Genomic DNA, 24,048 nt, shown 5'->3' with positions numbered 1-24,048 from the left:
TTTTTTTTTGGAAGGATGGACATTATGAGGCTTGATAAGTTTTTAAAGGTTTCAAGGATTATAAAAAGAAGAACCGTAGCAAAGGAAGTTTGTGATAGTGGAAAAGTTCTAGTGAATGGAAGGGTTGCAAAACCAGGAACAGATTTAAAAGTTGGAGATATAATAGAAATCCAATATGCTTCAGGAAGTGTAAAGGCAGAAGTTTTAAGTATTCAAGAACATGCAACAAAAGAAGCAGCAAAGGAAATGTATAGAATAATAAGTGGGAAGGAAATAGAATGACTTATCAACAACCTGTGGATAAGTATGTTAATAAGTTGTGACATAATTGTTGATTTTAATTTGAATAATTTCCACAGTTTTAGCTGTAACCTTTTTATAAAATGATTTAATATGTGGATAAATTATGGAATAAAGCGTATGCCTCCTTCATATTAATTTATATGAAGGGGGTATTTTTATGGAAAATGGGAAGATAGTTAAGGATCATAAAATTTATATTGATAATAGAAAAAAGATTGATATAACTGGGGTTAATACTATATATACCTTTAATGAAGAACAGGTCAGTTTATCGACTATAATGGGAAACTTATTGATCAGGGGTAAGGACCTTAAGGTTAATAAGTTAAATGTTGATACAGGAGAGGTTTCAATAGTAGGAGAAATAAATTCCTTAACTTACATCTCTAAGGATGAGAATAGAAGTGAGAGCTTTATTAAGAAGCTTTTCAAATAATTAAGGTGATGTGAATGGTTTTAGATATAAACACTCAATTTGTATATTTTTTTTCAAATGTCCTGTGTGGAATATTTGTTGGTTTATTATTTGATATTTATAGAGTAATAAGGGGATTTAAAACGCCAAATAAGATATTAACTGCAATTTCAGATATACTTTTTTGGATCTTTGCATCCCTCTTAACTTTTACTTTTATGCTTATAACTAATAATGCCAACTTAAGATACTATACTTTTTTAGGGCTTTTTTTAGGTTTATATTTTTATTTCTTATTTATATCAAGGGTATTTATTGGTTCGTTGCGTTATATAGTTTACTTTATTATAAAAACAGTAAGGTTATTTTTTAGATTCATTATTACTCCGTTTGTTTTGTTAAGGAGACTGATTTTTAATATCAGTTTTCTTATAAGAAGAACAGGAAGATTAATTTTAGGTAAAAAAATTATAAAAAAGCAGGAAATTTAATTTATTTATAGAATAATATATATTGAACAAAAGAAGAGGGGATGCCTATGAAGAAAAAAAGAAACATTAAAAAGATTATTTGGGGATTAGTCTTTATTATGTTTGGTTCAATTTTCGTTAAACAGCAAATAATATTATATAGATTGAATAAACAATATAAACATTATAATGAGCAGCTTCAAAAAGTAAAAGTTATAAACTCTCAACTTAAGGAACAACTCAAGGAGGCAAAAAGGCCTGAACATGTAGAGAAGCTAGCCAGGGAAAAACTTGGTTTGGTAAAACCGGGGGAGATCTTATTTATCGACAAAAACAAAAGAAGATAATTTGACTTGGATTATATAATTTTGTATAATTATATCATTAAAATATATTAAGGAGGAATTCTTTTAATATGACCTTAAAGGTAGGAACGATTTTAGAAGGAACAGTAGTAAACATTACAAATTTTGGAGCATTTGTTGATGTGTCAGGTAAAACAGGTTTGGTTCACATCAGCGAGGTATCTGATACTTACGTTAAGGACATCAGACAGCATCTTAAGGAAAAGGACAAAGTAAAGGTAAAAGTTATTGCAATCGATGATGATGGCAAAATAAGCCTTTCAATTAAGCAGGCTATGCCTAAATCATCAAAGCCAATTGAAGTTGATTGGCAGAGCGAAAGAAACAAAAATAATGGACTTTCTTTTGAGGAAAGGCTTGCTAAATTCTTAAAAGAAAGCGAGGAGAGAATCCAGGACATTAAGCATAGAGAAGGCAAAAGATATGGAACAGTATCAAGAAGATAGAAACTCAAGGTGTTTTACCAAACGTAAAACACCTTTTTATAATAAATAATAAGAACTTACTTCTACAATATATTACCATAAAAATTTTATAAAAAATTAAAAAATACTATTGACGAAATAATAATAGCATTATATAATAAGTATTGTCGATGCGAGATAACAAAACTGAATGCCGGAGTGGCGGAACAGGCAGACGCACAGGACTTAAAATCCTGCGGTCCCTAAAGGACCGTACCGGTTCGACCCCGGTCTCCGGCACCAATGTCGCGGGGTGGAGCAGTTGGTAGCTCGTCGGGCTCATAACCCGAAGGTCGAAGGTTCAAGTCCTTCCCCCGCAACCAACATGGCGGCGTAGCTCAGTTGGCCAGAGCAATCGGTTCATACCCGATGTGTCAGCGGTTCGAATCCGTTCGCCGCCACCATACTTAAGCAGCTTAGGCTGCTTTTTTATTTTTTGTAAAAAAAGAATCAATAAATCATAAGCTGATTTGTTGAAAATATTTGTTATTATTATAAAATTTCCGTCGTATTTTTATGGTCTATGAAAATATTCTTATTTTTTTTACAAGATCAAAGTTGAATTTTTATATAAAAAGGAGGAAGAAAACATAATTGGCTTAAAATAAAATAATCTGTCAATATTTTTGTATGGAAATAAAAGGAATAATGACAAAATATTCAGCATATATTTGATATAATAACCTCACAAAAATATGTGAGGTGGTTTTATGATAGAAAGGGAAGTTCTACATAAAAAAGATGTAAAGGCGTTAAAAAGAGAAAAGTTAAAAGCACAACATTTATTGCTGCTTATATTTATTTTCTTTACTTCAAGAGTTCTTTTTTTAAGAGAGATAATGCCCTTTGGAATAGCACTTTTAATTGCTTCAACTATGATCTTAGATAAGGAATGGATAATGGTCTGTGGAATGTTTTCTGTTCTTGGTTATTTAACGGAAGGCCATATCCTATCTGCCAAGACTCATATTTTTCTTACTATTTGGGTTATGATTTTAAATCTATTTATAAAGAGTGAAAAGAAAAGATTATTCATTCTTTTAGCATCAACCTCCATATTAAATGTTTTGACTTCTGTTTTTACTCATAAGTATTTTTTAAAGAATTTAGTTCTATATGATGTTATGATATCTTCTTTTGAATCTTCAATTATTATTTCATCGGCTTATTTGTTTACATATGGTTTAGCATATTTTTTCAACAAGAAAAATGTAGAGCTTTTAAAAGAAGAGCTAATTAGCCTTGTATTAATATTTTTAATATCCTATGCAGGATTGTGGGATATTAGCTATAAATATGTTTCTTTAAAATCTGTTTTGGCGGTTTTAGTTATATTGACATCTGCCTATATAAAAGATGGACAAGTAGCAGCTTCAGTTGGCCTTTTGTTTGGATTAGTTTCAAGTTTTGCAGGAAATATTTCGGTTTATTTAGTCGCTGTATATGGATTGTGTGGTCTTGTTGCTGGTGCGTTAAAGGATTTAGGTAGGATAATTACATCCGTAGCCTTTATGATAACTTCAGTTGTAGTAATGATGTATGCTAATAAGGTTGATGTTTTATTTACTTTAGAAGTTAATATACTATTTGCGTCAATTATTTTTATTCTATTACCTTCTTCGATATTGGATAAGCTAAATTTAGCTTTAGATTTTGAAAATAAAAGGGAAATTCCGCAAAAATTATATGTGGAAAGAATAAAGGATTATATAAATCGAAAACTTGATATAATTTCTAAATCCTTAAATGGATTAGCCAGTGTTTTAGCAGAAAGGTATGAAAACAACCTATCAAAGGTCAATGAAGTAAAGGGAACCGTTGAAAAGATAGCAAACAAAGTTTGTTCAAATTGTGAAGGAAGGCACTTTTGCTGGCAAAGGGAGACATATTATACTTATGATGTTTTTTGTGAAATGCTAAGAATGGCAGAAAAGAATGGTAAATTAGATATAAAACAAGTTCCGAATTCCTTTAACTTAAAATGCGTAAAGCTCAATGAGATAATAAGACAGATAAACTTTGAAATGGAAATTATAAGACTAAATAATAGATGGAATAAAAAACTTTTAAATTCAAAGATAGTATTAGCAGAACAGATAAAGGGAATTTCCATTGTTGTTTCAGATCTTGTAAAGGATATAACTAAATCTGTGGAATTTAAAAATGAATTGGAAGATAAAATATCAATGTTGTTTGATATCAATGGAATAAAATATAACGATGTTATGGTTACAAAAAACTCTAATAATAAATATGAAGTAACTATATATGGGGTGCCATGCCAGGGTAAAACATCCTGCAGCAGTGATATTCCAAAGCTTGTTTCACAAGTGTTGGGGAAAAGGATGATTAGAGAGAATGCTATGTGTAAATTAGATGAAAACAATAAAATGTGCCACTATAAACTCATTGAGGCAGAAAATTTTGGTGTTGCATCTGCTGTTGCAAGGCTTTCTAAGGAAGAATTTTCAGGAGACAGCTATTATTTTGGGAATGTAGCTCCGGGTAAATATATCATAGTCATAAGCGATGGAATGGGAAGTGGGTTTGAAGCTGCTATGGAAAGCAATACAACCATAACTTTAATTGAGAAGTTTATGGAGGCAGGATTTGATAGAAATACTACTATGAAGGCAATCAATTCGATTCTTTTATTAAAAAACAACACCGAGTCCTTTGCAACTGTGGATTTAGGTATTATCGATTTATATGAAGGCATAGGCGAATTCATAAAGGTTGGCGCGGTATCAACATTTATAAAATCAGGTTTTGATGTGGAGATCATAGAAAATAAAAATTTACCTATAGGTATAATTGAGGATATTGAGATAGAGAGCGAAATCTATCAGTTTAAAAATGGAGATATTATTGTTATGGTTTCTGATGGTATTATCGATGCTGATAATGAATTAAAGGATAAATGGATAAGTAAATTATTAAGGGAATATAGTGGAGGTAATCCAAGGGAGCTTGCTGATTATATATTACAAAGGGCCAAGGAAAAATATGGGGACAATATAAAGGATGATTTAACGGTAATTGTATCAAAAATATGGAAGATGTAAAGGAACCTTTTGGTTCCTCAGATTGTAGACAAACCTTCTTTGGTATTCAGATTTTGCAAAAGCCCCGTAAATGGATTTCAAAAAGGCATCTCTCATAAGCTTTAGCAATTCTTGCTTTTCGACTTTTCAAAAGTCCGTAATTCTGCACATGGACGTGCAGAGCCGAGTGGCCGACACGGATGTCGGCTCACGAGGGTAGGACTTTTGAAAACAAAGAAAAGCTTAGAATTGCTTAGCGAAATGAGCGAATGCCAGGGAAATCCATCACGGGGCTTATCAAAAAATAATTTTTTCAACAGTCTGAGGAACCTTTTGGTTCCTTTATTATTGTCTAATTTTTGAGTATTTGCTATTATAAAAAGAAAAAGGTGATGCTATGCTTGATAAGGTTTTAAATTATGTAAAACGATATTCTATGATAAAGGATGGAGACAAGATCGTTGTAGGCTTTTCTGGTGGCCCCGATTCTACTGCCCTATTACATATTCTTATTCAATTAAAGAGTATCTTCAATATCGAAATTTTTGCTGTTCATATAAATCATATGATAAGAGATGAAGAGGCCTTTAGGGATGAGGAATTTGCAAGGGATTTTTGTAAAAAATTTGGTGTTCCCTTTTATTCATTTAGGATAGACGTTTTAAGTTTAGCAAAGGATAAAGGATTGTCTTCTGAGGAAGCAGGAAGATTAGTAAGATATGAATGCTTTGAAAAAGTCCTAAAAGAAGTTGGAGGAAATAAAATAGCCCTCGCCCATAATAAAAATGACCAGGCGGAGACTATGATAATGAAGTTTTTAAGGGGCTCGGGGCTTAGAGGAATTAGTGGAATAAAACCTATAAGAGGTAACATTATTAGACCTTTACTTATTTGTTCAAGGGAAGAAATAGAGGAATATTGCAACCAAAACAGTTTAAATCCTGTCATCGACAGCACCAATAGAGAAGCAATATATTTAAGAAATAAAATTAGGTTAGAATTGATTCCTTACATAAAAGAAAATATAAATGAAAATATAATAGATAATCTTTTTAAGTCATCGGAAATTTTAAGGGACGAAGATGAATATATTGAAATGGAGGCTATAAAGGCTTATGAATCAGTAAAGGCTGATGAAGGAATTTCCATAAGCAAATTTAAAAAACTTAACATAGCGATACAAAGAAGGATTATCAGAAATATGATAAAGAATGTTAAAGGAGATTTAAATGCCATTGAAAACGTTCACGTTGATGATTGTTTAAAGCTCATTGAAAAAGGGGAAACGGGTAAAAAAATAAGTTTACCCAAAAATTTAATTGCGGAAATTTCCTATGATAATTTTTATATAAAAAAAGAAAAACAAATTGAAAAAAATGGCTTTGAATACAATATTATTATTCCAGGGACGATTATAATAGATGAGCTAAATTTAAAAATTTCGGCAGAGCTAATAAAAAATGAAGGAAGTTTGAAAGATAGTGCTTTTATAAAGTATTTTGATTATGATAAAATAAAAGGTGAATTAATAGTTAGAAATAGAAAAGAAGGGGATTTTATTTATCCTAAAGGATTAAATGGAAAAAAGAAAATAAAGGATTTGTTTATTGATAGCAAGGTCCCAAAGGATAAAAGGGATGAAATTCCTCTTATTGCATTAGGCAAAGAAATCCTATGGGTTTATAATATTAGGGATACTAAAAATTATAAAATCGATGAAAATACAAAAAATGTATTAAAATTAAAGATTGAAAGGGGATAAATGATGGAAGGTGCTATTGAAAAAGTATTATTAACAGAAGAAGAAATTAAAAAAAGGGTTAATGAACTTGCAAAGGAGATTGAGAAGGATTTTCCACATGGTGACTTGATTTTAATTGGAGTTTTAAAAGGATCAGTAATTTTTGTTTCAGATCTTATGAGGGCTCTTAATTTAAAGGTTACTATGGATTTTATGGCGGTTTCTAGCTATGGAATGTCTTCTGAAACTTCTGGTATAGTTAGAATATTAAAGGACCTGGATTTTGATATTGAAGGTAGGGATGTCATTATTGTTGAGGATATAATAGATACTGGGACTACCTTAAAATACTTATATGAATATCTTAAGGCAAGGCATCCAAGAACATTAAAAATATGCTGCCTTTTAGATAAGCCCGATAGAAGAAGGGTAAATATAGAAGGGGATTATGTAGGCTTTAAAATACCAGATGCATTTGTAGTGGGGTATGGACTTGATTATGCCGAGATGTTTAGAAATTTACCATATATAGGTATATTAAAAGAAGATATTTACAAAAAGTAAACAATCGTGTATATTTAAATATTATGGTAACACACAGCGAAAGGGGGGCCTAGAATGAATAAAAATTTCTTAAAAAGTGCAAGTGCATGGCTTCTAATAATAATGGCTTTTTTTGTTGCAATGACTCTTCTAGATGGTGGAACAACTAAGAAAAGCGAAATAGTTTACACTGAACTTATAAACGAAATTGAGAGAGGGAATGTAAAGAGCATATATATTGACATAGATACTGGTAGTGCTTCAGGGGAATTTAGAGATGGAACCTCCTTTACCACCACAGTTAATATAAATACGACGGAATTTGAAAAGATGATAAACGAATATAATAAAACTCATGCTCAAAAAGTTCAGTTAAAATATGTTCCACCTTCAAAATTTCCATTTTGGGTTTCTGCTCTGCCTAATATAATTATGGTTATAATGCTCCTTGTTATATGGTTTATTTTCCTACAACAGGCCCAAGGCGGCGGTGGTGGAAAAGGTGTAATGAATTTCGGTAAAAGCAGAGCAAAACTTGTTACGAACGATAAAAAGAGAATAACCTTTGATGATGTTGCAGGAGCAGACGAAGAGAAGGCTGAACTTCAAGAGGTTGTAGACTTTTTAAAAAATCCAAGAAAATATATTGAGATGGGGGCGAGAATTCCAAAAGGAATACTTCTTGTTGGACCCCCAGGAACAGGTAAGACCCTTCTTGCAAAGGCAGTTGCTGGAGAAGCTGGAGTTCCCTTCTTTAGCATAAGCGGTTCTGACTTCGTTGAAATGTTTGTAGGAGTGGGTGCTTCAAGAGTTAGGGACCTCTTTGATAATGCAAAGAAAAATTCACCATGTATAGTGTTTATAGATGAAATAGATGCAGTAGGTAGACAAAGAGGTGCTGGGCTTGGTGGAGGACATGATGAAAGGGAGCAAACTCTAAATCAACTTCTTGTTGAGATGGATGGGTTTGGAACTAACGAAGGTATAATAGTTCTTGCTGCAACAAATAGACCTGATATTTTGGACCCTGCCCTTTTAAGACCAGGAAGATTTGATAGACAAATTGTTGTAAATACTCCCGATGTTAAAGGAAGGGAAGAAATATTAAAGGTTCATGCAAGGAATAAACCTCTTGAAGCCGAAGTTAATTTGTCAATAATAGCTAAAAGAACACCTGGTTTTACAGGGGCTGATCTTGAAAACCTTATGAACGAGGCAGCACTTTTAGCAGTAAGAAAGGGAAAAAGGCTTATAGGCATGGATGAGCTTGAAGAGGCTATAACAAGAGTAATTGCAGGACCTGAGAAAAAGAGCAGAATCATGAGTGAAAAGGAAAGAAAGCTTACAGCATATCATGAAGCAGGGCATGCTATTGTAATGAAGCTTTTACCTAATACTGACCCTGTTCATCAAATAAGCATAATACCAAGGGGAAGAGCAGGAGGATATACTTTAGCCCTTCCACAGGAAGATAAGTATTATGCTTCAAAGACAGAATTAGAAGAAGAAATTGTAAGTCTTTTAGGTGGCCGTGTAGCAGAAAAGCTTGTTTTAAACGATATATCTACAGGTGCTAAGAACGATATCGAGAGGGCAACAAATATAGCAAGAAAAATGGTTATGGAATATGGTATGAGCGAACTTTTAGGACCAATTGAGTTTGGAACAGGCCATGATGAAGTATTCTTGGGAAGAGACTTTGCAAAGACAAGAAACTACAGCGAAGAGGTCGCAGCTCTTATAGATAAGGAAATTAAAAGAATAATCGAAACTGCATACAAGAGGGCAGAAGAACTTTTAAAGGAAAATATGAATAAACTTCATAAAGTCGCTGAAGCTCTTCTTGATAAAGAAAAGCTTGAAGCTGAAGAATTTGAAGCGATTTTTAATGAAGCATAAAACCTCGGGATTTTCCCGAGGTTTAAATATGATTGGGGGGAGAAAATTGAAGGAGGAGCTTTTTGATAAAATAAAAGTCGGACTTAATTCTATTATTGAAACTACAGTTCAGGGAAAAGACTCTGCAGCAAACTATTTAAATGGTTTTATAGACGTTCTGTCGACTCCATCTCTAATAGGATTTTTGGAATGTGCAGCTAAGAATGCTGTTGACCTGCATCTTCCAACTGGCTATTCGACAGTTGGAATAAAGGTGGATGTAAAGCATCTAGCAGCAACTCCGATTGGAATGAAGGTTAAGGCAATAGCAGAGCTAGTTGAGGTGGATGGGAAAAGGCTTATTTTCAAGGTTGAAGCCTATGATGAGATGGAAAAGATAATGGAAGGAACCCACGAAAGATTTATAATAGATGTAGAGAGGTTCATGCAGAGGGTAAATAATAAGGTTAAATAGGGTGCTTTGGTACCCTTTAATTTTAATTGTAAAAATAAAATCTTTAAGTTAAAATATTTTAAGGAGGTGTTTGTTATGATAGTTTCCCATATTGATGATGTAAAGGGAATTGAGATCAATAATGACCTTGTAAAGAATGCTGTTAAGAAGGTCCTTATAACACCTAAGGAAGGTTGGGAAGGATATGTCATGAGGGTTTTTGAATTATCAGAGGGAGGATTTACTCCAAGACATACACATCCTTGGCCACATATAAACTATATTCTTGAAGGAGAAGGAATTCTACATGTTGAAGGTAAAGACTATGAGATAAAGAAGGGATCCTTTGCATATGTTCCTTCAAATGCTTTACACCAGTTTATGAATAAGGGTAAAGAAACGTTAAAGTTTATCTGTATAGTTCCAGAAGAAGGAGATATTTAGTGTTTAGGAGGTTGCCATGCTTTTAGTATTTGACGTTGGAAACACGAATATAGTAGCAGGAGTTTATGAAGATAGAAAACTTTTGGATGTTTGGAGATTATCAACCAATCCCCCAAGGACTTCCGACGAATATGGAATGATTGCAATAAATTTGTTTGAAAAGGCAAACTTAAATTATAAAGATGTTGATGCCGTAGTGGTTTCGTCTGTGGTTCCAAATATTATGTATTCTTTAGAACATATGATAAGAAAGTACTTTTGTGTAGAACCATTAGTTGTAGGGCCAGGAGTTAAAACAGGCATTAATATAAAATATGATAATCCTAAGGAAGTAGGTGCTGATAGAATAGTTAATGCAGTGGCGGCGTTGGAAATATATAAAAGATCTTTGATAATAGTTGACTTTGGAACAGCAACGACATTTTGTGCGGTTGGAGAGAAGGGGGATTATTATGGAGGATGTATATCCCCTGGAATTAAAATATCCAGCGATGCACTATTTGAAAGGGCTGCAAAGCTTCCAAGGATTGAACTTGTAAAGCCACCAACTGTTATTTGTAAAAATACTGTAAGCAGCATGCAGGCGGGGATAATATATGGTTATGTAGGTTTGGTTGATTATATAGTAAATAAGATGATGGATGAAATGATAAAACTTGGTGAAAAGAAACCCTATGTTGTTGCAACAGGAGGTCTTGCAAAATTAATATCCTCAGAAAGCAGGACTATTCAAGAGGTTAATCCAATATTAACATTAGAGGGTTTGAGGATAATTTATGAAAAAAATAGGTGATGATGATGAAAATAGGAAACTACATAACACCTAACAATGTATTTTTGGCACCAATGGCTGGAGTAACGGATAAGGCCTTTAGAATTTTATGCAGAGAATATGGTTGTGGATTAGTTTATACTGAAATGGTAAGTTCTAAAGGATTGTATTATGGAAGCAAAAAAACCAATTTACTTTTAGATATAGATGATAAGGAAGCCCCGGTTATTGTCCAAATTTTTGGAAGCGATCCTGATATTATGGCTGATATGGCAGAGCAAATAAGCGAGAATGAAAAGGTAATTTCCATTGATATAAATATGGGGTGTCCTGCACCTAAAATAGTTAAAAATGGTGAAGGAAGTGCCCTAATGAAAAATCCTGAACTGGCCGAAAGGATTGTTAAAAAAGTTGTTTCAAAATCTAAAAAACCTGTCTCTGTCAAGTTTAGAAAGGGATGGGATGAGAATTCAGTAAATGCCATTGAATTTGCTAAAATGGTGGAGGCAGCAGGGGCATCTTTTATTGCAGTTCACGGTAGAACAAGGGAACAGATGTATTCAGGACATGCTGACTGGGATATAATAAGAAGGGTCAAGGAAGTAGTTAAAATTCCAGTTATAGGAAATGGTGATGTTGTGGATGAGGAAAGTGCAAAAAAAATGTTTGATGAGACTGGATGTGATGCTATCCTTATAGGAAGAGGAGCTTTAGGAACCCCTTGGATATTTAAAAGGATAATGTATTATTTCGAAAATGGACAAAAAATGCCCGACATTTCAATTGAGGAAAAGTTTGCTGTTATATTAAGACATCTTAAAATGGCTGAGGAATTTAAAGGAAGACAGGGAATAATCGAGATGAGAAAACATATTGCCTGGTATTTAAAGGGGCTTAAAAATTCCTCATATGTTAAAGATATGGTAAATAGGCTTGATCAAAGAGAAAAAATTGAAGAAGTTTTGATTGAATATAAAAAAACTTTGGTTTAGATACTACATTTTGTAGTATCTCAGACTGTTGAAAAAGTTGTTTTTTGATAAGCCCTGTGAAGGATTTCCATGGCATTCGCTCATTTCGCTAAGCAATTCTAAGCTTTTCTTTGTTTTCAAAAGTCCTACCCTCGTGAGCCGACATCCGTGTCGGCCACTCGGCTCTGCACGTCCGTGTGCAGAATTACGGACTTTTGAAAAGTCGAAAAGCAAGAATTGCTAAAGCTTATGAGAGATGCCTTTTTGAAATCCATTCACAGGGCTCTTGCAAAGTCTGAACACCAAAGAAGGTTTGTCTACAATCTGAGATACTACATTTTGTAGTATCTTTTTTTATTGTAAAAATTGCAAAAAAGGTATAAAATGTAATTGAGCACATCATGTGCACGGGAGGGGTTTTATGGACTATGTAAGGATAGGAGATAAGGTGATTAGTATATCAAAAATTAATTCAACAATTGATGAAATATTAGAATTAAGGTGCAAAGGATATTCACAACAGGAAGTTGCAAAGATACTTAATATAGATAGGACGTTTATATCAAGGCTAGAGAGTATAGGAGAGGTGAGAAAGGGAGGTAAAATTGCAGTTGTAGGATTTCCTGTTGCAAATAAAGAGGAGCTTGAAAGGGAACTTAAAAAGGCAGGAGTTGATTTTATTTTCTTACTTACAGAAGAAGAAAGGCAAAGATTTGTAAAGGATCAAAGTGGGCTTGAACTTGTTAATGGCCTTTTTGATATTATTTCTAAAGTAAGGAAATATCAGCATTGTATTATTTTAGCCTCAAATGCAAGATCAAAGCTTTTATCAGCCTTATTAGATTGCCATGTTTATACGATTGATATAGGCAAGTCGCCCTTAAAAGAAGATGTATATGTGGATGTTAATAGAGTTTTAAAAATTGTTGAAAGTATAAAAGAGTAGGAGGATTAAAATGAAGCATATTGTTTCTGTGAGTTTAGGATCTTCTAAGAGAAATCATAGGGTTGAAACTGAGCTTTTAGGTGAAAATTTTATTATAGAGAGAATAGGAACAGATGGTGATTTTAACAGGGTTTTAGAGCTTATAAGGGAAATGGATGGTAAAGTTGATGCCTTTGGGATGGGTGGCATTGATTTATACTTATATGCTGCGGGAAAAAGATATGAGATAAAGGATGCCCTTGTTATTAAAGAGGCGGCCAAGAAAACACCCATTGTCGATGGTTCAGGTCTTAAAAATACACTCGAGAGAAAGGTAATAAAATACATAGATAAAAATATATTTAAAATTAAAGACAAATCGGTTTTAATGGTTAGTGCAACAGATAGATTCGGAATGTTAGAGGCCTTTTATGAATTAGGGGCAGAGCTAACTATTGGGGATTTGATGTTTTCCCTTGATATTCCTATACCTTTAAAATCAGTTAAAGTATTTCAAGCCCTTGCAAAGGTTATTTTACCTATTGCTACAAGGATGCCCTTTGAAAAACTTTATCCTACAGGTAAAAGTCAGGAAGAAAGAACACCAAAACATGAAAAATATTTTAATGAGGCTGATATAATAGCTGGGGATTGCCTTTTTATAAAAAGATATATGCCTGATAATTTAGAAGGAAAAATAATTATTACAAACACAGTAACAGAGGATGATATTGAAGAATTGAAAAATTTAGGTGCTAAAATGCTTGTAACGACAACACCAGAATTTAATGGAAGATCCTTTGGAACTAATGTCATGGAGGCAGTATTGGTTTCAATAATGCAAAAGAACATTGATGATATAACACCAAAGGACTATGAAATTTTACTTGAAAAACTTAACTTCAAACCAAGAGTAGTTTATTTAAACGATGAATTTGTAGATGCTAAGGCTAATATAATTTAATAAAACAATTTTAGGAGGAAATCTTTGAATAAAATTTTGGTATTAAATAAGGCATCTTTAGAAGAAATTAACATTGTTCATCCTTATTTTAGCAAGATTATTGTTATAAATAAATTATTGCTTCCGTATAAGGAAAGGGAATATAAATTAAAAGATGTCAAAGCTGAAATTGTAAAAATACCTGATGGGTTAGAAAATATTAAATTAAACATAGCAATAAAAAGGTTTGGTAAAGAAAGCATAGTGCTTTCAAAGGATTTAGGAATAAACATTGACTCAAATTTTATAATTTCATGCCTGATTAGAGCTTTAGATATTTTTACGATAAAACATGGATGCGATTTAAGACTAAACGAAGTCCTAATTGCTGATGCTGAAAATATTTTAGGAAAAATTTGTTTTAGATATCTATTAAACTTTGCACGGCGAATAATTTTGCTTGCAGATAAAAGGGAAAACTTAATTAAAGATATGGAATTTGCATTAAAAAATTATGGAATATCAGTAGCTGTAATAGAAGATCCTATAAAAGCAGCTAGTTTATGTCAGGCTATGATAATAACGGATAAGAGGTATGAAATTCTGATAGACCCTAAAAAGCCGACACTTTTATTAAATAAAACAATTTGTCACAATGGATTATGTTTTGATGATGTTGATATAACATTGGATGAGAAGAACTTTTACGATAGTATTTTAGCGCAGGGTTTTTTAGAAATGAAGGGCTATGAAAGGATATGGAAAAACGCTGAAGAAGAAGGATTTAAAATTTCAAAATTTAAATTACAGAATAATTTAATAATGGAAATATAATTACAAAATATGTTGACATAGTAATTAGTGTGATTTATAATACCATATAACGAACAATAACAAGCACTATAAAGACGTCTTTATAGTGCTTGTTATTAGTTTATTTAAGCCTTCTCCTAAGTTATTTAAAAATTAGGGGAATTACATAAAATAATGTGCATATAATATCTATAAATCCTAAGCAAAAAAGAGGGGAGAGTATATATGGGAGATAATAAACAAGTGATTTTAACATACGAAGGAGTTAAAAAGATAGAGGAAGAACTTGAATATCTAAAAACCGTTAAAAGAAAGGAAGTTTCACAAAAAATTAAGACAGCTATTTCCTTTGGAGACTTAAGCGAAAACTCAGAATATGATGAAGCAAAGAATGAACAGGCGTTTGTTGAAGGTAGAATTGCAACTTTAGAAAACATGTTAAAGAATGCAAAGATAATCGATGAGGACGAAATAAATACTGAAGTTGTTTCAATTGGTTCAACAGTTAAGGTTAAGGACTTAAAGTATGGAGATGAGCTTGAATTTACAATAGTTGGTTCAGCAGAGGCAGATCCAGCTAAAATGAAGATTTCCAATGAAGCACCAATAGGAAGGGGACTTTTAGGCAAAAAAGTTGGTGACAAAGTAGAGATTCAAGTCCCAGATGGAGTTGAATCTTTTGAGATATTAGAAATAAAAAGGCATTAATGGAGGGTGAGCTATGGCGAATACTAATGAGGAACTTAATCAACAGGAACTTCAAAATCTTGAGGCTGAGTATAATGAGTTAATGAAGCAAAGACTTGCTAAGCTTGATGATTTAAGAGCTAAGGGTCAGGATCCATTCCTTATAACAAAATATGATAGAACTCACACATCAAAGCAAGTAAAAGACAACTATGAAGAACTTGAAGGTAAGGATGTTAAAGTTGCAGGAAGATTGATGACAAAGAGAATACACGGTAAAGCTGGTTTTGCTGACATTCATGACAGGTATGGTAAGCTTCAGCTTTATGTAAAAATTGATGACATAGGAGAAGAAAAATTAAAGGCATTCAAAACTTTGGATATTGGCGACATCATAGGAGTTGAGGGAACGGTATTTAAAACTAAAACTGGAGAAATTTCAATCCATGTTAAGGACTATATATTGCTAACAAAATCTTTAAGACCACTTCCTGAAAAGTGGCATGGGCTTAAGGACCCAGATTTAAGATACAGACAAAGATATGTTGATCTTATAATGAATCAAGATGTAAGAGATACTTTCTTTAAGAGAACTCAAATAATTAGAGCCATAAGAAAATTCCTTGATGATAGGGACTTTATTGAAGTTGAAACACCAGTATTATCACCAATTGCAAGTGGCGCTGCAGCAAGACCATTTATAACTCACAGCAACGCCCTTGATATTGACCTATATCTTAGAATTGCAACAGAGCTTTACTTAAAAAGACTTATCGTTGGTGGATTTGAAAAAGTTTATGAAATGGGTAAAAACTTTAGAAATGAAGGAATAGATATAAGACATAATCCTGAATTTAATATGATAGAAATTTACGAAGCCTATGCCGATTATAATGACATGATGGAGCTTACAGAAAACCTTGTGGCATTTGTTTGTCAAGAAGTTTTAGGAACAACTAAAGTAAACTACCAAGGAACAGAAATTGATTTTGCTCCACCATGGAATAGGCTTACAATGAAGGAAGCGGTAAAGAAGTATGCTAATGTGGATTTCGATGAAATAAAAACAGATGAAGAAGCAAGGGAAATTGCAAAGAAGTTAAATGTTCTAGATGAACTTAAGAAGGAATTAAAGGATTGCACTAAGGGTGATATATTAGTTGCAGTATTTGAAACATATGCAGAAAAGCACCTAATTCAGCCTACATTTATTTTAGATTATCCAGTTGAAGTTTCACCGCTTACAAAGAAAAAACCTGATGATCCTATGTTTACAGAAAGATTTGAAGCATATGTATATGGTAGAGAAATAGCAAACGCTTATTCAGAATTAAACGACCCAATTGATCAAAAGGAAAGATTCCTACAACAATTAAGAGAAAGGGAACTTGGAGATGATGAAGCTTATATGATGGACGAAGACTTTATAAATGCCCTTGAAATAGGTATGCCACCAACAGGGGGATTGGGTATTGGAGTAGATAGACTCATTATGTTCCTAACTGATTCATATTCAATCAGAGACGTAATCCTCTTTCCAACAATGAAACCGACGAAGTAAATAAAATGAACATAAAAGGCAGGAGCTATCCTGCCTTTTTGCATTCCTTTAATTTGTCGTCGACCTCCAATCCTGCAAAAAGTGCCGGGGGTCGACGACAAAAGAAAATGAGATTTATCAAGGGTTTGAAGATTTTGTTAACAAAATATTCACAATTGACAAAATCTTCAAATCCAGTTATAATAAGTATCAAACGGGTTTATAGCCTACCTATAAGGGATTGAAACCTCGCTTCACTTTCCTTTTTCATTTTCTTGGCCAACTTCGTTTATAGCCTACCTATAAGGGATTGAAACTCACAGCCTTTGATGCTATCCTGTACATTTCGTTAAAGTTTATAGCCTACCTATAAGGGATTGAAACAGCTTGCAATACTCGGCATAATTAATAGCAGCCTTAAGTTTATAGCCTACCTATAAGGGATTGAAACTATATGTGACAGAAAAAACCTGCACACTAAAGAAAAACGTTTATAGCCTACCTATAAGGGATTGAAACACGGGCTTCTTGTCAGGCTTCTTGTTAACAATTGCTTCGTTTATAGCCTACCTATAAGGGATTGAAACACAATTGCTTCAAGTGAATGCTCAAGAACTTCTTTTGTTTATAGCCTACCTATAAGGGATTGAAACATAATCTCATGTTTTGGTCTATCATAGCCGATAAGGTTTATAGCCTACCTATAAGGGATTGAAACAAGAAAAACAAAAAAAAAACGAAGGAGGCAAATAAGTTTATAGCCTACCTATAAGGGATTGAAACAATGCTGTTGTAGAAGCTCTAAAAAAATCAAACCTTGTGTTTATAGCCTACCTATAAGGGATTGAAACAAAGGTCTTTTTAGTTATTTGTAGTAATTGTTTTTCGTGTTTATAGCCTACCTATAAGGGATTGAAACTTAGTAAAAGGTATCGCTACTTTACTCCCATCAGAGTTTATAGCCTACCTATAAGGGATTGAAACAAATATTCTTTTTATTCAAACATTGCATATACATCGTTTATAGCCTACCTATAAGGGATTGAAACTATAGAAGCTGAAGTTAAAACATTAAAAGAGTTAGAAGTTTATAGCCTACCTATAAGGGATTGAAACTTTCGTATTCTTCTTCTTCAATATAATCTTCTCTTTCGTTTATAGCCTACCTATAAGGGATTGAAACTTTGAAACATTTGTGTTAACAGGCGGTATTTGTGTTTATAGCCTACCTATAAGGGATTGAAACCAGGAAGCGGGAAAAAACTGTGCTTTAGAAATTCAGTTTATAGCCTACCTATAAGGGATTGAAACGATTAATATCTGCTCTTTCTTCTACAATACCTCTGAGTTTATAGCCTACCTATAAGGGATTGAAACATCGATTGCGAGGGTGGTGAAGATGGAAACTAAAGTGTTTATAGCCTACCTATAAGGGATTGAAACCTTTGTATAGATTGTCATAATAGGGAACATACATTGAAGTTTATAGCCTACCTATAAGGGATTGAAACTGTGAGCGTTGTGGTAAGCCTGGAGATATTGTTCATCAGTTTATAGCCTACCTATAAGGGATTGAAACTCATTCCATGCGTGTATCTCGTCAAGCAAAGCTCCATGTTTATAGCCTACCTATAAGGGATTGAAACAAAAAGCTAATCAAGAGGATTTTGCGATTTACGTCGTTTATAGCCTACCTATAAGGGATTGAAACGCTTGTAACAACTGATTTTCGTCAGTTGTTACGATGTGTTTATAGCCTACCTATAAGGGATTGAAACTATTGATAAAGGATAAAATTCTTTCCGTCAAATTCTTCAGTTTATAGCCTACCTATAAGGGATTGAAACTAAATTCCTTTAGCAATACTGCTTATACCGCTTTTTAGTTTATAGCCTACCTATAAGGGATTGAAACTCCCAAATATTGCTTTATCAAATTCTCAATTTGTGAAGTTTATAGCCTACCTATAAGGGATTGAAACTTGTGGATTCTTTTGGGAAAAGGCTTAGACAATTAAGAGTTTATAGCCTACCTATAAGGGATTGAAACTGGAACAATTGCAAGCACTAACCCTGTTATACATCTGCGTTTATAGCCTACCTATAAGGGATTGAAACATGAAGCATATCTACAATTCAGCAAAGAAGAGCTCCGTTTATAGCCTACCTATAAGGGATTGAAACCGAAACAGCAAAGAGAATTGAAAAAGGAGTTAATGAGTTTATAGCCTACCTATAAGGGATTGAAACAAATTGCTTGAATGTGAGCAAATGATAACACTTGGTTTATAGCCTACCTATAAGGGATTGAAACATAACGGACCATGGAAGACTAACTTTGATGAGATGGGTTTATAGCCTACCTATAAGGGATTGAAACTCCTCTAAATAAAATTTCATCACATAATAACCTTTTTGTTTATAGCCTACCTATAAGGGATTGAAACATAAATTAGCAGAAAAATTTCCAGAGGTGAAGGGATAGTTTATAGCCTACCTATAAGGGATTGAAACAAAATTATGTTGTTCCTTATGCTTACTTTGAGCCACAGTTTATAGCCTACCTATAAGGGATTGAAACTACCTTTTTCGCTTTGAATAGACGCCTTTATTTTAGTTTATAGCCTACCTATAAGGGATTGAAACCCGCTACCATATGCTATTGCGCCTTCACCAAAAATAGTTTATAGCCTACCTATAAGGGATTGAAACCTTATTCCTCTTCATCATCACGCCAATATTCAACTGGTTTATAGCCTACCTATAAGGGATTGAAACCCAGCTTTCGCTTCATCATCCTGCGCTCCATCACCGTTTATAGCCTACCTATAAGGGATTGAAACTACATCTGCACATAGGGACTTTAATAGCTGATGATTAGTTTATAGCCTACCTATAAGGGATTGAAACCCAGCTTTCGCTTCATCATCCTGCGCTCCATCACCGTTTATAGCCTACCTATAAGGGATTGAAACTACATCTGCACATAGGGACTTTAATAGCTGATGATTAGTTTATAGCCTACCTATAAGGGATTGAAACTGATACGACGAAAGTAGGAAGAACAGCAACAGGAACTGGTTTATAGCCTACCTATAAGGGATTGAAACAATGGGGACAAATAGCAAACTATGTAGAAGTTGAAACCCGTTTATAGCCTACCTATAAGGGATTGAAACCTTGAAGAAAAGCTAAAAGAAATACAAAAGAAAATTGAGTTTATAGCCTACCTATAAGGGATTGAAACAGGAGTGAAGAACAATGGCACTCACAGAAGGAGTTGACGTTTATAGCCTACCTATAAGGGATTGAAACGAAACTTTATTTGAAAAGAAGGCGTAAAATTGCCTTCGTTTATAGCCTACCTATAAGGGATTGAAACCTTCAATAGTATATTTTTTATTAACATCAATTTTTTCTAGTTTATAGCCTACCTATAAGGGATTGAAACTAATATCTTCAAATTCTTCTTCATCATCAATTCCCAGTTTATAGCCTACCTATAAGGGATTGAAACTAAAAACACATTCAAATTTATTATTTTCTTCTTGTTTATAGCCTACCTATAAGGGATTGAAACGAAATTGCTTTAGACCATGAAGCTGAAGGATTAGTTTTGTTTATAGCCTACCTATAAGGGATTGAAACAGTTATAATTTGATTTGTTTGATTTGTTTGATTTTTCGTTTATAGCCTACCTATAAGGGATTGAAACATGTCGCTTTATAAATTTTATTTTTCTTTTAACTTCGTTTATAGCCTACCTATAAGGGATTGAAACAAAGAGTTAGACGAGTTTGTGAAAGACCCAGAAACAGTTTATAGCCTACCTATAAGGGATTGAAACTTTCTTTTCAGTTGACTTCTTTTCAGACTTCTTGAGTTTATAGCCTACCTATAAGGGATTGAAACAATTCTTCAATGTCTTTAATTAATGTCGCTTTATAAGTTTATAGCCTACCTATAAGGGATTGAAACGTTCAAGATGTTGTAGTTCAAACTCTCAAGAAGTCTGGTTTATAGCCTACCTATAAGGGATTGAAACTCAAATTCTTCAACGTCTTTAATAAGTGTCGCTTTAGTTTATAGCCTACCTATAAGGGATTGAAACTTAAAGACGTTGAAGAATTTGACAAAAAAATTTTATCAGTTTATAGCCTACCTATAAGGGATTGAAACTCTAATTCATCTAATAGATTTTCTAAAGCCTCTGCTCGTTTATAGCCTACCTATAAGGGATTGAAACATAAGATCTTTAAAATAAAATTTTTACCATTCTCAGTTTATAGCCTACCTATAAGGGATTGAAACTTAAATCTCTTAGATAGAATTTATTTTTATTTATAAGTTTATAGCCTACCTATAAGGGATTGAAACTAGAAATACCTCTATTTTGCCATAAAATCGTTTTTAAGTTTATAGCCTACCTATAAGGGATTGAAACTCTAAATAAGCTTCTGAAACTTGAATTAATTGGATCTGTTTATAGCCTACCTATAAGGGATTGAAACAAATAGTTGTAGTGTGCATCTGCATTTGCTCCTTTGTTTATAGCCTACCTATAAGGGATTGAAACAAACAGCTTAATAGTTCATGGCCTGACCAAGTTCATCGTTTATAGCCTACCTATAAGGGATTGAAACCGTCTACCAAATTGTGATGAGGTGGACGAAACTAAGTTTATAGCCTACCTATAAGGGATTGAAACGTGGTCGATGAAACGGAAATAGATAAAATAACTCAGTTTATAGCCTACCTATAAGGGATTGAAACAACAACAATTGAGCTTCATCAATAATAATGAGATATGTTTATAGCCTACCTATAAGGGATTGAAACTTTGAAATATATAACAGAATTAAAAGAGAAAAATGGACATTATCTACATTCTGAGTGTTTATAAACATAAGGGAAGTATGTTTTTTTATAAAAGGGTATTGCAAACAGAAAAAAATCTGCTATAATATTCTGTGTAAGCGTTCCACGGTAGCTCAATGGTGGAGCATCCGGCTGTTAACCGGAGGGTTGGAGGTTCGAGTCCTCTCCGTGGAGCCATTTTATTTTTTGTGTGCTAAATGTTTAGGACAAAACTTCCATGTCAATATCTTTTGAAAATGTCACCTAAAAATAATTTAAAATAAAGTTAATTATCGTATGAAAATGTCATTTAGATGGGTAAAAATTAGGGGGCTTTGCCCCCTAGAACCCCCCATCCTCGCCGGAAGGCAGAGGGGCAGATTAATCTGCCCCAAAAAGGCAATAGGATACTATGCCGCCTGATGTCAAGGCCTTTCGCGGCATAAACGGGTGCCCTCCCACAAGTGGGCCCCTCCCATTTATTCCACGGTGCCTTGACATCACCCGACTAACAGTCCTATTATCAAAAGCTAACATTTACCCTAAATTTTTGTATCTGTCAACAAAACTATCTTTACCGAGGAAAATCTCCTCAAGCATGCTTAGAATTTCTTGATCACTTTCATCATAAATTATAGGTTTAACCAAATTGCGTCCATACTTGTAATAATGGTCTTCTGGCGGTCTGTAAGTATTTTTCTCCTTCTTAACGGCATCATTAGAAGATTTTTTAGGCTTTACAAATACTTCAGTTTCATAAACTATCCCCTTGTATTCGACCTGAACACCTGCTAAACTATTAATGAATACATTAATAGTGGTTCGGGTCGGTATTGGAGGCTGGTTGTCTTTTTGAACAACCTTAAAATGTTTACCGTAGAAGGAGAAAACGCCGCCATTATCGACCTTTCTTTTTTCTTTAACGCAGAGTATAGAATCAAGGTCTATATCGTTACTTAAAGGTCTAAAAGCAGGCTCATTAGACAAGGGCTCTACGGAAAACATGTTATTTAATTCAAAGACGTATTTTTTCAAGAATTCATTAGCTTCATCGATAGTTTTGATTCCAGCTAGTTTAAATTCGATAGGCAAACGAGATTGCAAAGTATTCCAAAGGCGTTCTATTCTGCCTTTAGCCTGAGGGGAACGAGCGGTTATTATTGTAATACCGAGTTCCTTCATAGCTCTAGAGAACTGTGTATCATTGCAGACCTTTCCCTCAAGCTGATCTTCAATAGAGAGTTTAGAAGCTTTTGGAGAAAGGAAGATAGCATGCCTATCGCTATAGATACTAACGGGTATACCAAAGTTTTGAAACATAAAGCGAGCGACTTCAAAGTAGCCTTGAAGGCATTCATTTTTAGTCATATAAAGACCCAGAACTTTACCAGTAGCATCGTCGATAGCACCATGGATAGAATAGTTACAGCCAATACCCAGCCAATCAAAAGGAGAAGAATCCATCTGAACGAGAAGGCCCATCTGTGGTTTTCTTTTACGCCTTGTGTGGGGTTTAAATCTACGACGCTTTTTAGGGCTTTTAATACCGGTAGAGGTAAGGATATTGTATATGGTAGAGTAACTTAGCTTAATGCTATGGAATCTTTCAAGAAGCTCATTAAAATGTTTGAAGTTAGCATCTTTGTAGGTATCAGACAATTTAAGAGAGATGATTTTACCTTTAAGTTCATCGGAAACAGCATGAGAAGGTTTACGGCCTTTGTTTTTATGAATAAGAGCAGAAACTCCGCTTTCCATCACACCCTTTCTTAATCTAATAACTTGACGTTCGCTAAGGCCTAAAACCTTTGCTGCTTCCTTAACGGTTAATAATCCCTCAAGGGATTTTTGAATAACAACATACCTATTAATTTGTTTTTGTGACATTGAATAAAACACCTCGTTTCTCATAATGACATTTTATCATATTACTCTACAACATGACATTATCATAAAATAATCACATGATAAACAAAAAACCTCTTGACATTATATTGAGAGGTTGTTATAATATAAAATGTCGTTTGACCTTTGAAAACTGAACAGTGGCGAAGCGACCAGCAGTAATTTAAGAAGCTAAGGATTTAAACATAAGAGTTTGATCCTGGCTCAGGACGAACGCTGGCGGCGTGCCTAACACATGCAAGTCGAGCGGAGATGCCAAGGAGCAATCCAAGGTGTCTTAGCGGCGGACGGGTGAGTAACACGTGGGTAACCTACCCCAAGGAGGGGGATAACAGGTCGAAAGACCTGCTAATACCGCATAAAGCTTGTGTGTCGCATGATACATAAGCCAAAGGAGGAATCCGCCTTGGGATGGGCCCGCGGCCCATTAGCTAGTTGGTGAGGTAACGGCTCACCAAGGCGACGATGGGTAGCCGGCCTGGAGAGGGTGGTCGGCCACACTGGGACTGAGACAC

19 protein-coding genes, 4 tRNA genes, 1 rRNA gene and 1 CRISPR repeat array are annotated in these 24,048 nt (G+C 33.9%); of the genes, 23 read left to right on the top strand and 1 reads right to left on the bottom strand.

What is annotated here, in order from left to right:
- Window positions 1-24: 24 nt before the first annotated feature.
- From CAAU_RS11370 to CAAU_RS11265, 22 genes are all read left to right on the top strand, one after another.
- The gene (locus CAAU_RS11370) at window positions 25-282 is read left to right on the top strand and encodes an RNA-binding S4 domain-containing protein (protein WP_008909585.1); all 258 of its coding nucleotides are present in this window, start codon (window positions 25-27) and stop codon (window positions 280-282) included.
- A 178-nt stretch (window positions 283-460) separates the two neighbouring features.
- Window positions 461-739 carry a sporulation protein YabP gene (gene yabP / locus CAAU_RS11365; protein ID WP_008909584.1) on the top strand — a complete coding sequence of 93 codons (279 nt, stop codon included), beginning with the start codon at window positions 461-463 and terminating at the stop codon, window positions 737-739.
- Window positions 740-753: 14 nt separating this feature from the next.
- Window positions 754-1,209, top strand: a complete 456-nt coding sequence (gene yabQ / locus CAAU_RS11360) for a spore cortex biosynthesis protein YabQ (protein ID WP_008909583.1) — start codon at window positions 754-756, stop codon at window positions 1,207-1,209.
- A gap of 47 nt (window positions 1,210-1,256) precedes the next feature.
- The gene (locus CAAU_RS11355; RefSeq protein ID WP_008909582.1) at window positions 1,257-1,535 is read left to right on the top strand and encodes an FtsB family cell division protein; all 279 of its coding nucleotides are present in this window, start codon (window positions 1,257-1,259) and stop codon (window positions 1,533-1,535) included.
- 68 nt (window positions 1,536-1,603) lie between these two features.
- A complete protein-coding gene (locus CAAU_RS11350) occupies window positions 1,604-1,999 on the top strand; it encodes a S1 domain-containing RNA-binding protein (protein ID WP_008909581.1) in 396 nt (131 codons plus the stop codon).
- A gap of 171 nt (window positions 2,000-2,170) precedes the next feature.
- A tRNA-Leu gene (locus CAAU_RS11345) sits at window positions 2,171-2,260 on the top strand.
- A 4-nt stretch (window positions 2,261-2,264) separates the two neighbouring features.
- Window positions 2,265-2,340: transfer RNA gene (locus CAAU_RS11340), tRNA-Met, on the top strand.
- Between the two features lie 4 nt (window positions 2,341-2,344).
- Window positions 2,345-2,421, top strand: a tRNA-Met gene (locus CAAU_RS11335).
- 306 nt (window positions 2,422-2,727) lie between these two features.
- The gene (gene spoIIE / locus CAAU_RS11330; RefSeq protein ID WP_008909580.1) at window positions 2,728-5,082 is read left to right on the top strand and encodes a stage II sporulation protein E; all 2,355 of its coding nucleotides are present in this window, start codon (window positions 2,728-2,730) and stop codon (window positions 5,080-5,082) included.
- A 376-nt stretch (window positions 5,083-5,458) separates the two neighbouring features.
- Window positions 5,459-6,823 carry a tRNA lysidine(34) synthetase TilS gene (gene tilS / locus CAAU_RS11325; protein ID WP_008909579.1) on the top strand — a complete coding sequence of 455 codons (1,365 nt, stop codon included), beginning with the start codon at window positions 5,459-5,461 and terminating at the stop codon, window positions 6,821-6,823.
- Between the two features lie 3 nt (window positions 6,824-6,826).
- Entirely contained in the window at window positions 6,827-7,366 is a 540-nt protein-coding gene (hpt, locus tag CAAU_RS11320; RefSeq protein ID WP_008909578.1) for a hypoxanthine phosphoribosyltransferase, read from the top strand.
- Window positions 7,367-7,420: 54 nt separating this feature from the next.
- The gene (ftsH, locus tag CAAU_RS11315) at window positions 7,421-9,244 is read left to right on the top strand and encodes an ATP-dependent zinc metalloprotease FtsH (protein ID WP_008909577.1); all 1,824 of its coding nucleotides are present in this window, start codon (window positions 7,421-7,423) and stop codon (window positions 9,242-9,244) included.
- Window positions 9,245-9,290: 46 nt separating this feature from the next.
- Entirely contained in the window at window positions 9,291-9,698 is a 408-nt protein-coding gene (locus CAAU_RS11310) for a thioesterase family protein (RefSeq protein WP_008909576.1), read from the top strand.
- Window positions 9,699-9,773: 75 nt separating this feature from the next.
- The gene (locus CAAU_RS11305) at window positions 9,774-10,121 is read left to right on the top strand and encodes a cupin domain-containing protein (protein WP_008909575.1); all 348 of its coding nucleotides are present in this window, start codon (window positions 9,774-9,776) and stop codon (window positions 10,119-10,121) included.
- A gap of 16 nt (window positions 10,122-10,137) precedes the next feature.
- Window positions 10,138-10,914: a type III pantothenate kinase gene (locus CAAU_RS11300; protein ID WP_008909574.1), complete on the top strand. Its 777-nt coding sequence runs from the start codon at window positions 10,138-10,140 to the stop codon at window positions 10,912-10,914.
- Window positions 10,915-10,919: 5 nt separating this feature from the next.
- Entirely contained in the window at window positions 10,920-11,885 is a 966-nt protein-coding gene (gene dusB, locus CAAU_RS11295; RefSeq protein WP_008909573.1) for a tRNA dihydrouridine synthase DusB, read from the top strand.
- A gap of 400 nt (window positions 11,886-12,285) precedes the next feature.
- The gene (locus CAAU_RS11290; RefSeq protein WP_008909572.1) at window positions 12,286-12,810 is read left to right on the top strand and encodes a transcriptional regulator; all 525 of its coding nucleotides are present in this window, start codon (window positions 12,286-12,288) and stop codon (window positions 12,808-12,810) included.
- A gap of 10 nt (window positions 12,811-12,820) precedes the next feature.
- Window positions 12,821-13,753 carry a hypothetical protein gene (locus CAAU_RS11285; protein ID WP_008909571.1) on the top strand — a complete coding sequence of 311 codons (933 nt, stop codon included), beginning with the start codon at window positions 12,821-12,823 and terminating at the stop codon, window positions 13,751-13,753.
- 24 nt (window positions 13,754-13,777) lie between these two features.
- Window positions 13,778-14,566, top strand: coding sequence for a hypothetical protein (locus CAAU_RS11280; protein WP_008909570.1), 789 nt, complete (start codon window positions 13,778-13,780; stop codon window positions 14,564-14,566).
- A 204-nt stretch (window positions 14,567-14,770) separates the two neighbouring features.
- Entirely contained in the window at window positions 14,771-15,253 is a 483-nt protein-coding gene (gene greA, locus CAAU_RS11275; protein ID WP_008909569.1) for a transcription elongation factor GreA, read from the top strand.
- A 13-nt stretch (window positions 15,254-15,266) separates the two neighbouring features.
- A complete protein-coding gene (gene lysS / locus CAAU_RS11270; RefSeq protein ID WP_008909568.1) occupies window positions 15,267-16,793 on the top strand; it encodes a lysine--tRNA ligase in 1,527 nt (508 codons plus the stop codon).
- A gap of 197 nt (window positions 16,794-16,990) precedes the next feature.
- Window positions 16,991-21,610: direct repeats of the CRISPR family, unit length 30 nt; unit sequence GTTTATAGCCTACCTATAAGGGATTGAAAC.
- 141 nt (window positions 21,611-21,751) lie between these two features.
- A tRNA-Asn gene (locus CAAU_RS11265) sits at window positions 21,752-21,826 on the top strand.
- Window positions 21,827-22,165: 339 nt separating this feature from the next.
- On the opposite strand, the gene CAAU_RS11260 is transcribed toward CAAU_RS11265, so the two are convergent.
- On the bottom strand, window positions 22,166-23,515 hold the full coding sequence (locus CAAU_RS11260) for an ISNCY family transposase (protein WP_008909566.1): 1,350 nt from the start codon (window positions 23,513-23,515) through the stop codon (window positions 22,166-22,168).
- Between the two features lie 199 nt (window positions 23,516-23,714).
- Between CAAU_RS11260 and CAAU_RS11255 the strand changes: the two genes are divergently transcribed.
- Window positions 23,715-24,048, top strand: a 16S ribosomal RNA gene (locus CAAU_RS11255); the annotation flags it as partial.

It is taken from the genome of Caloramator australicus RC3 (assembly GCF_000297115.1).
In the GTDB taxonomy this organism is placed as follows: domain Bacteria; phylum Bacillota; class Clostridia; order Clostridiales; family Caloramatoraceae; genus Caloramator; species Caloramator australicus.
This window is presented reverse-complemented; position numbering and strand designations above follow the sequence as displayed.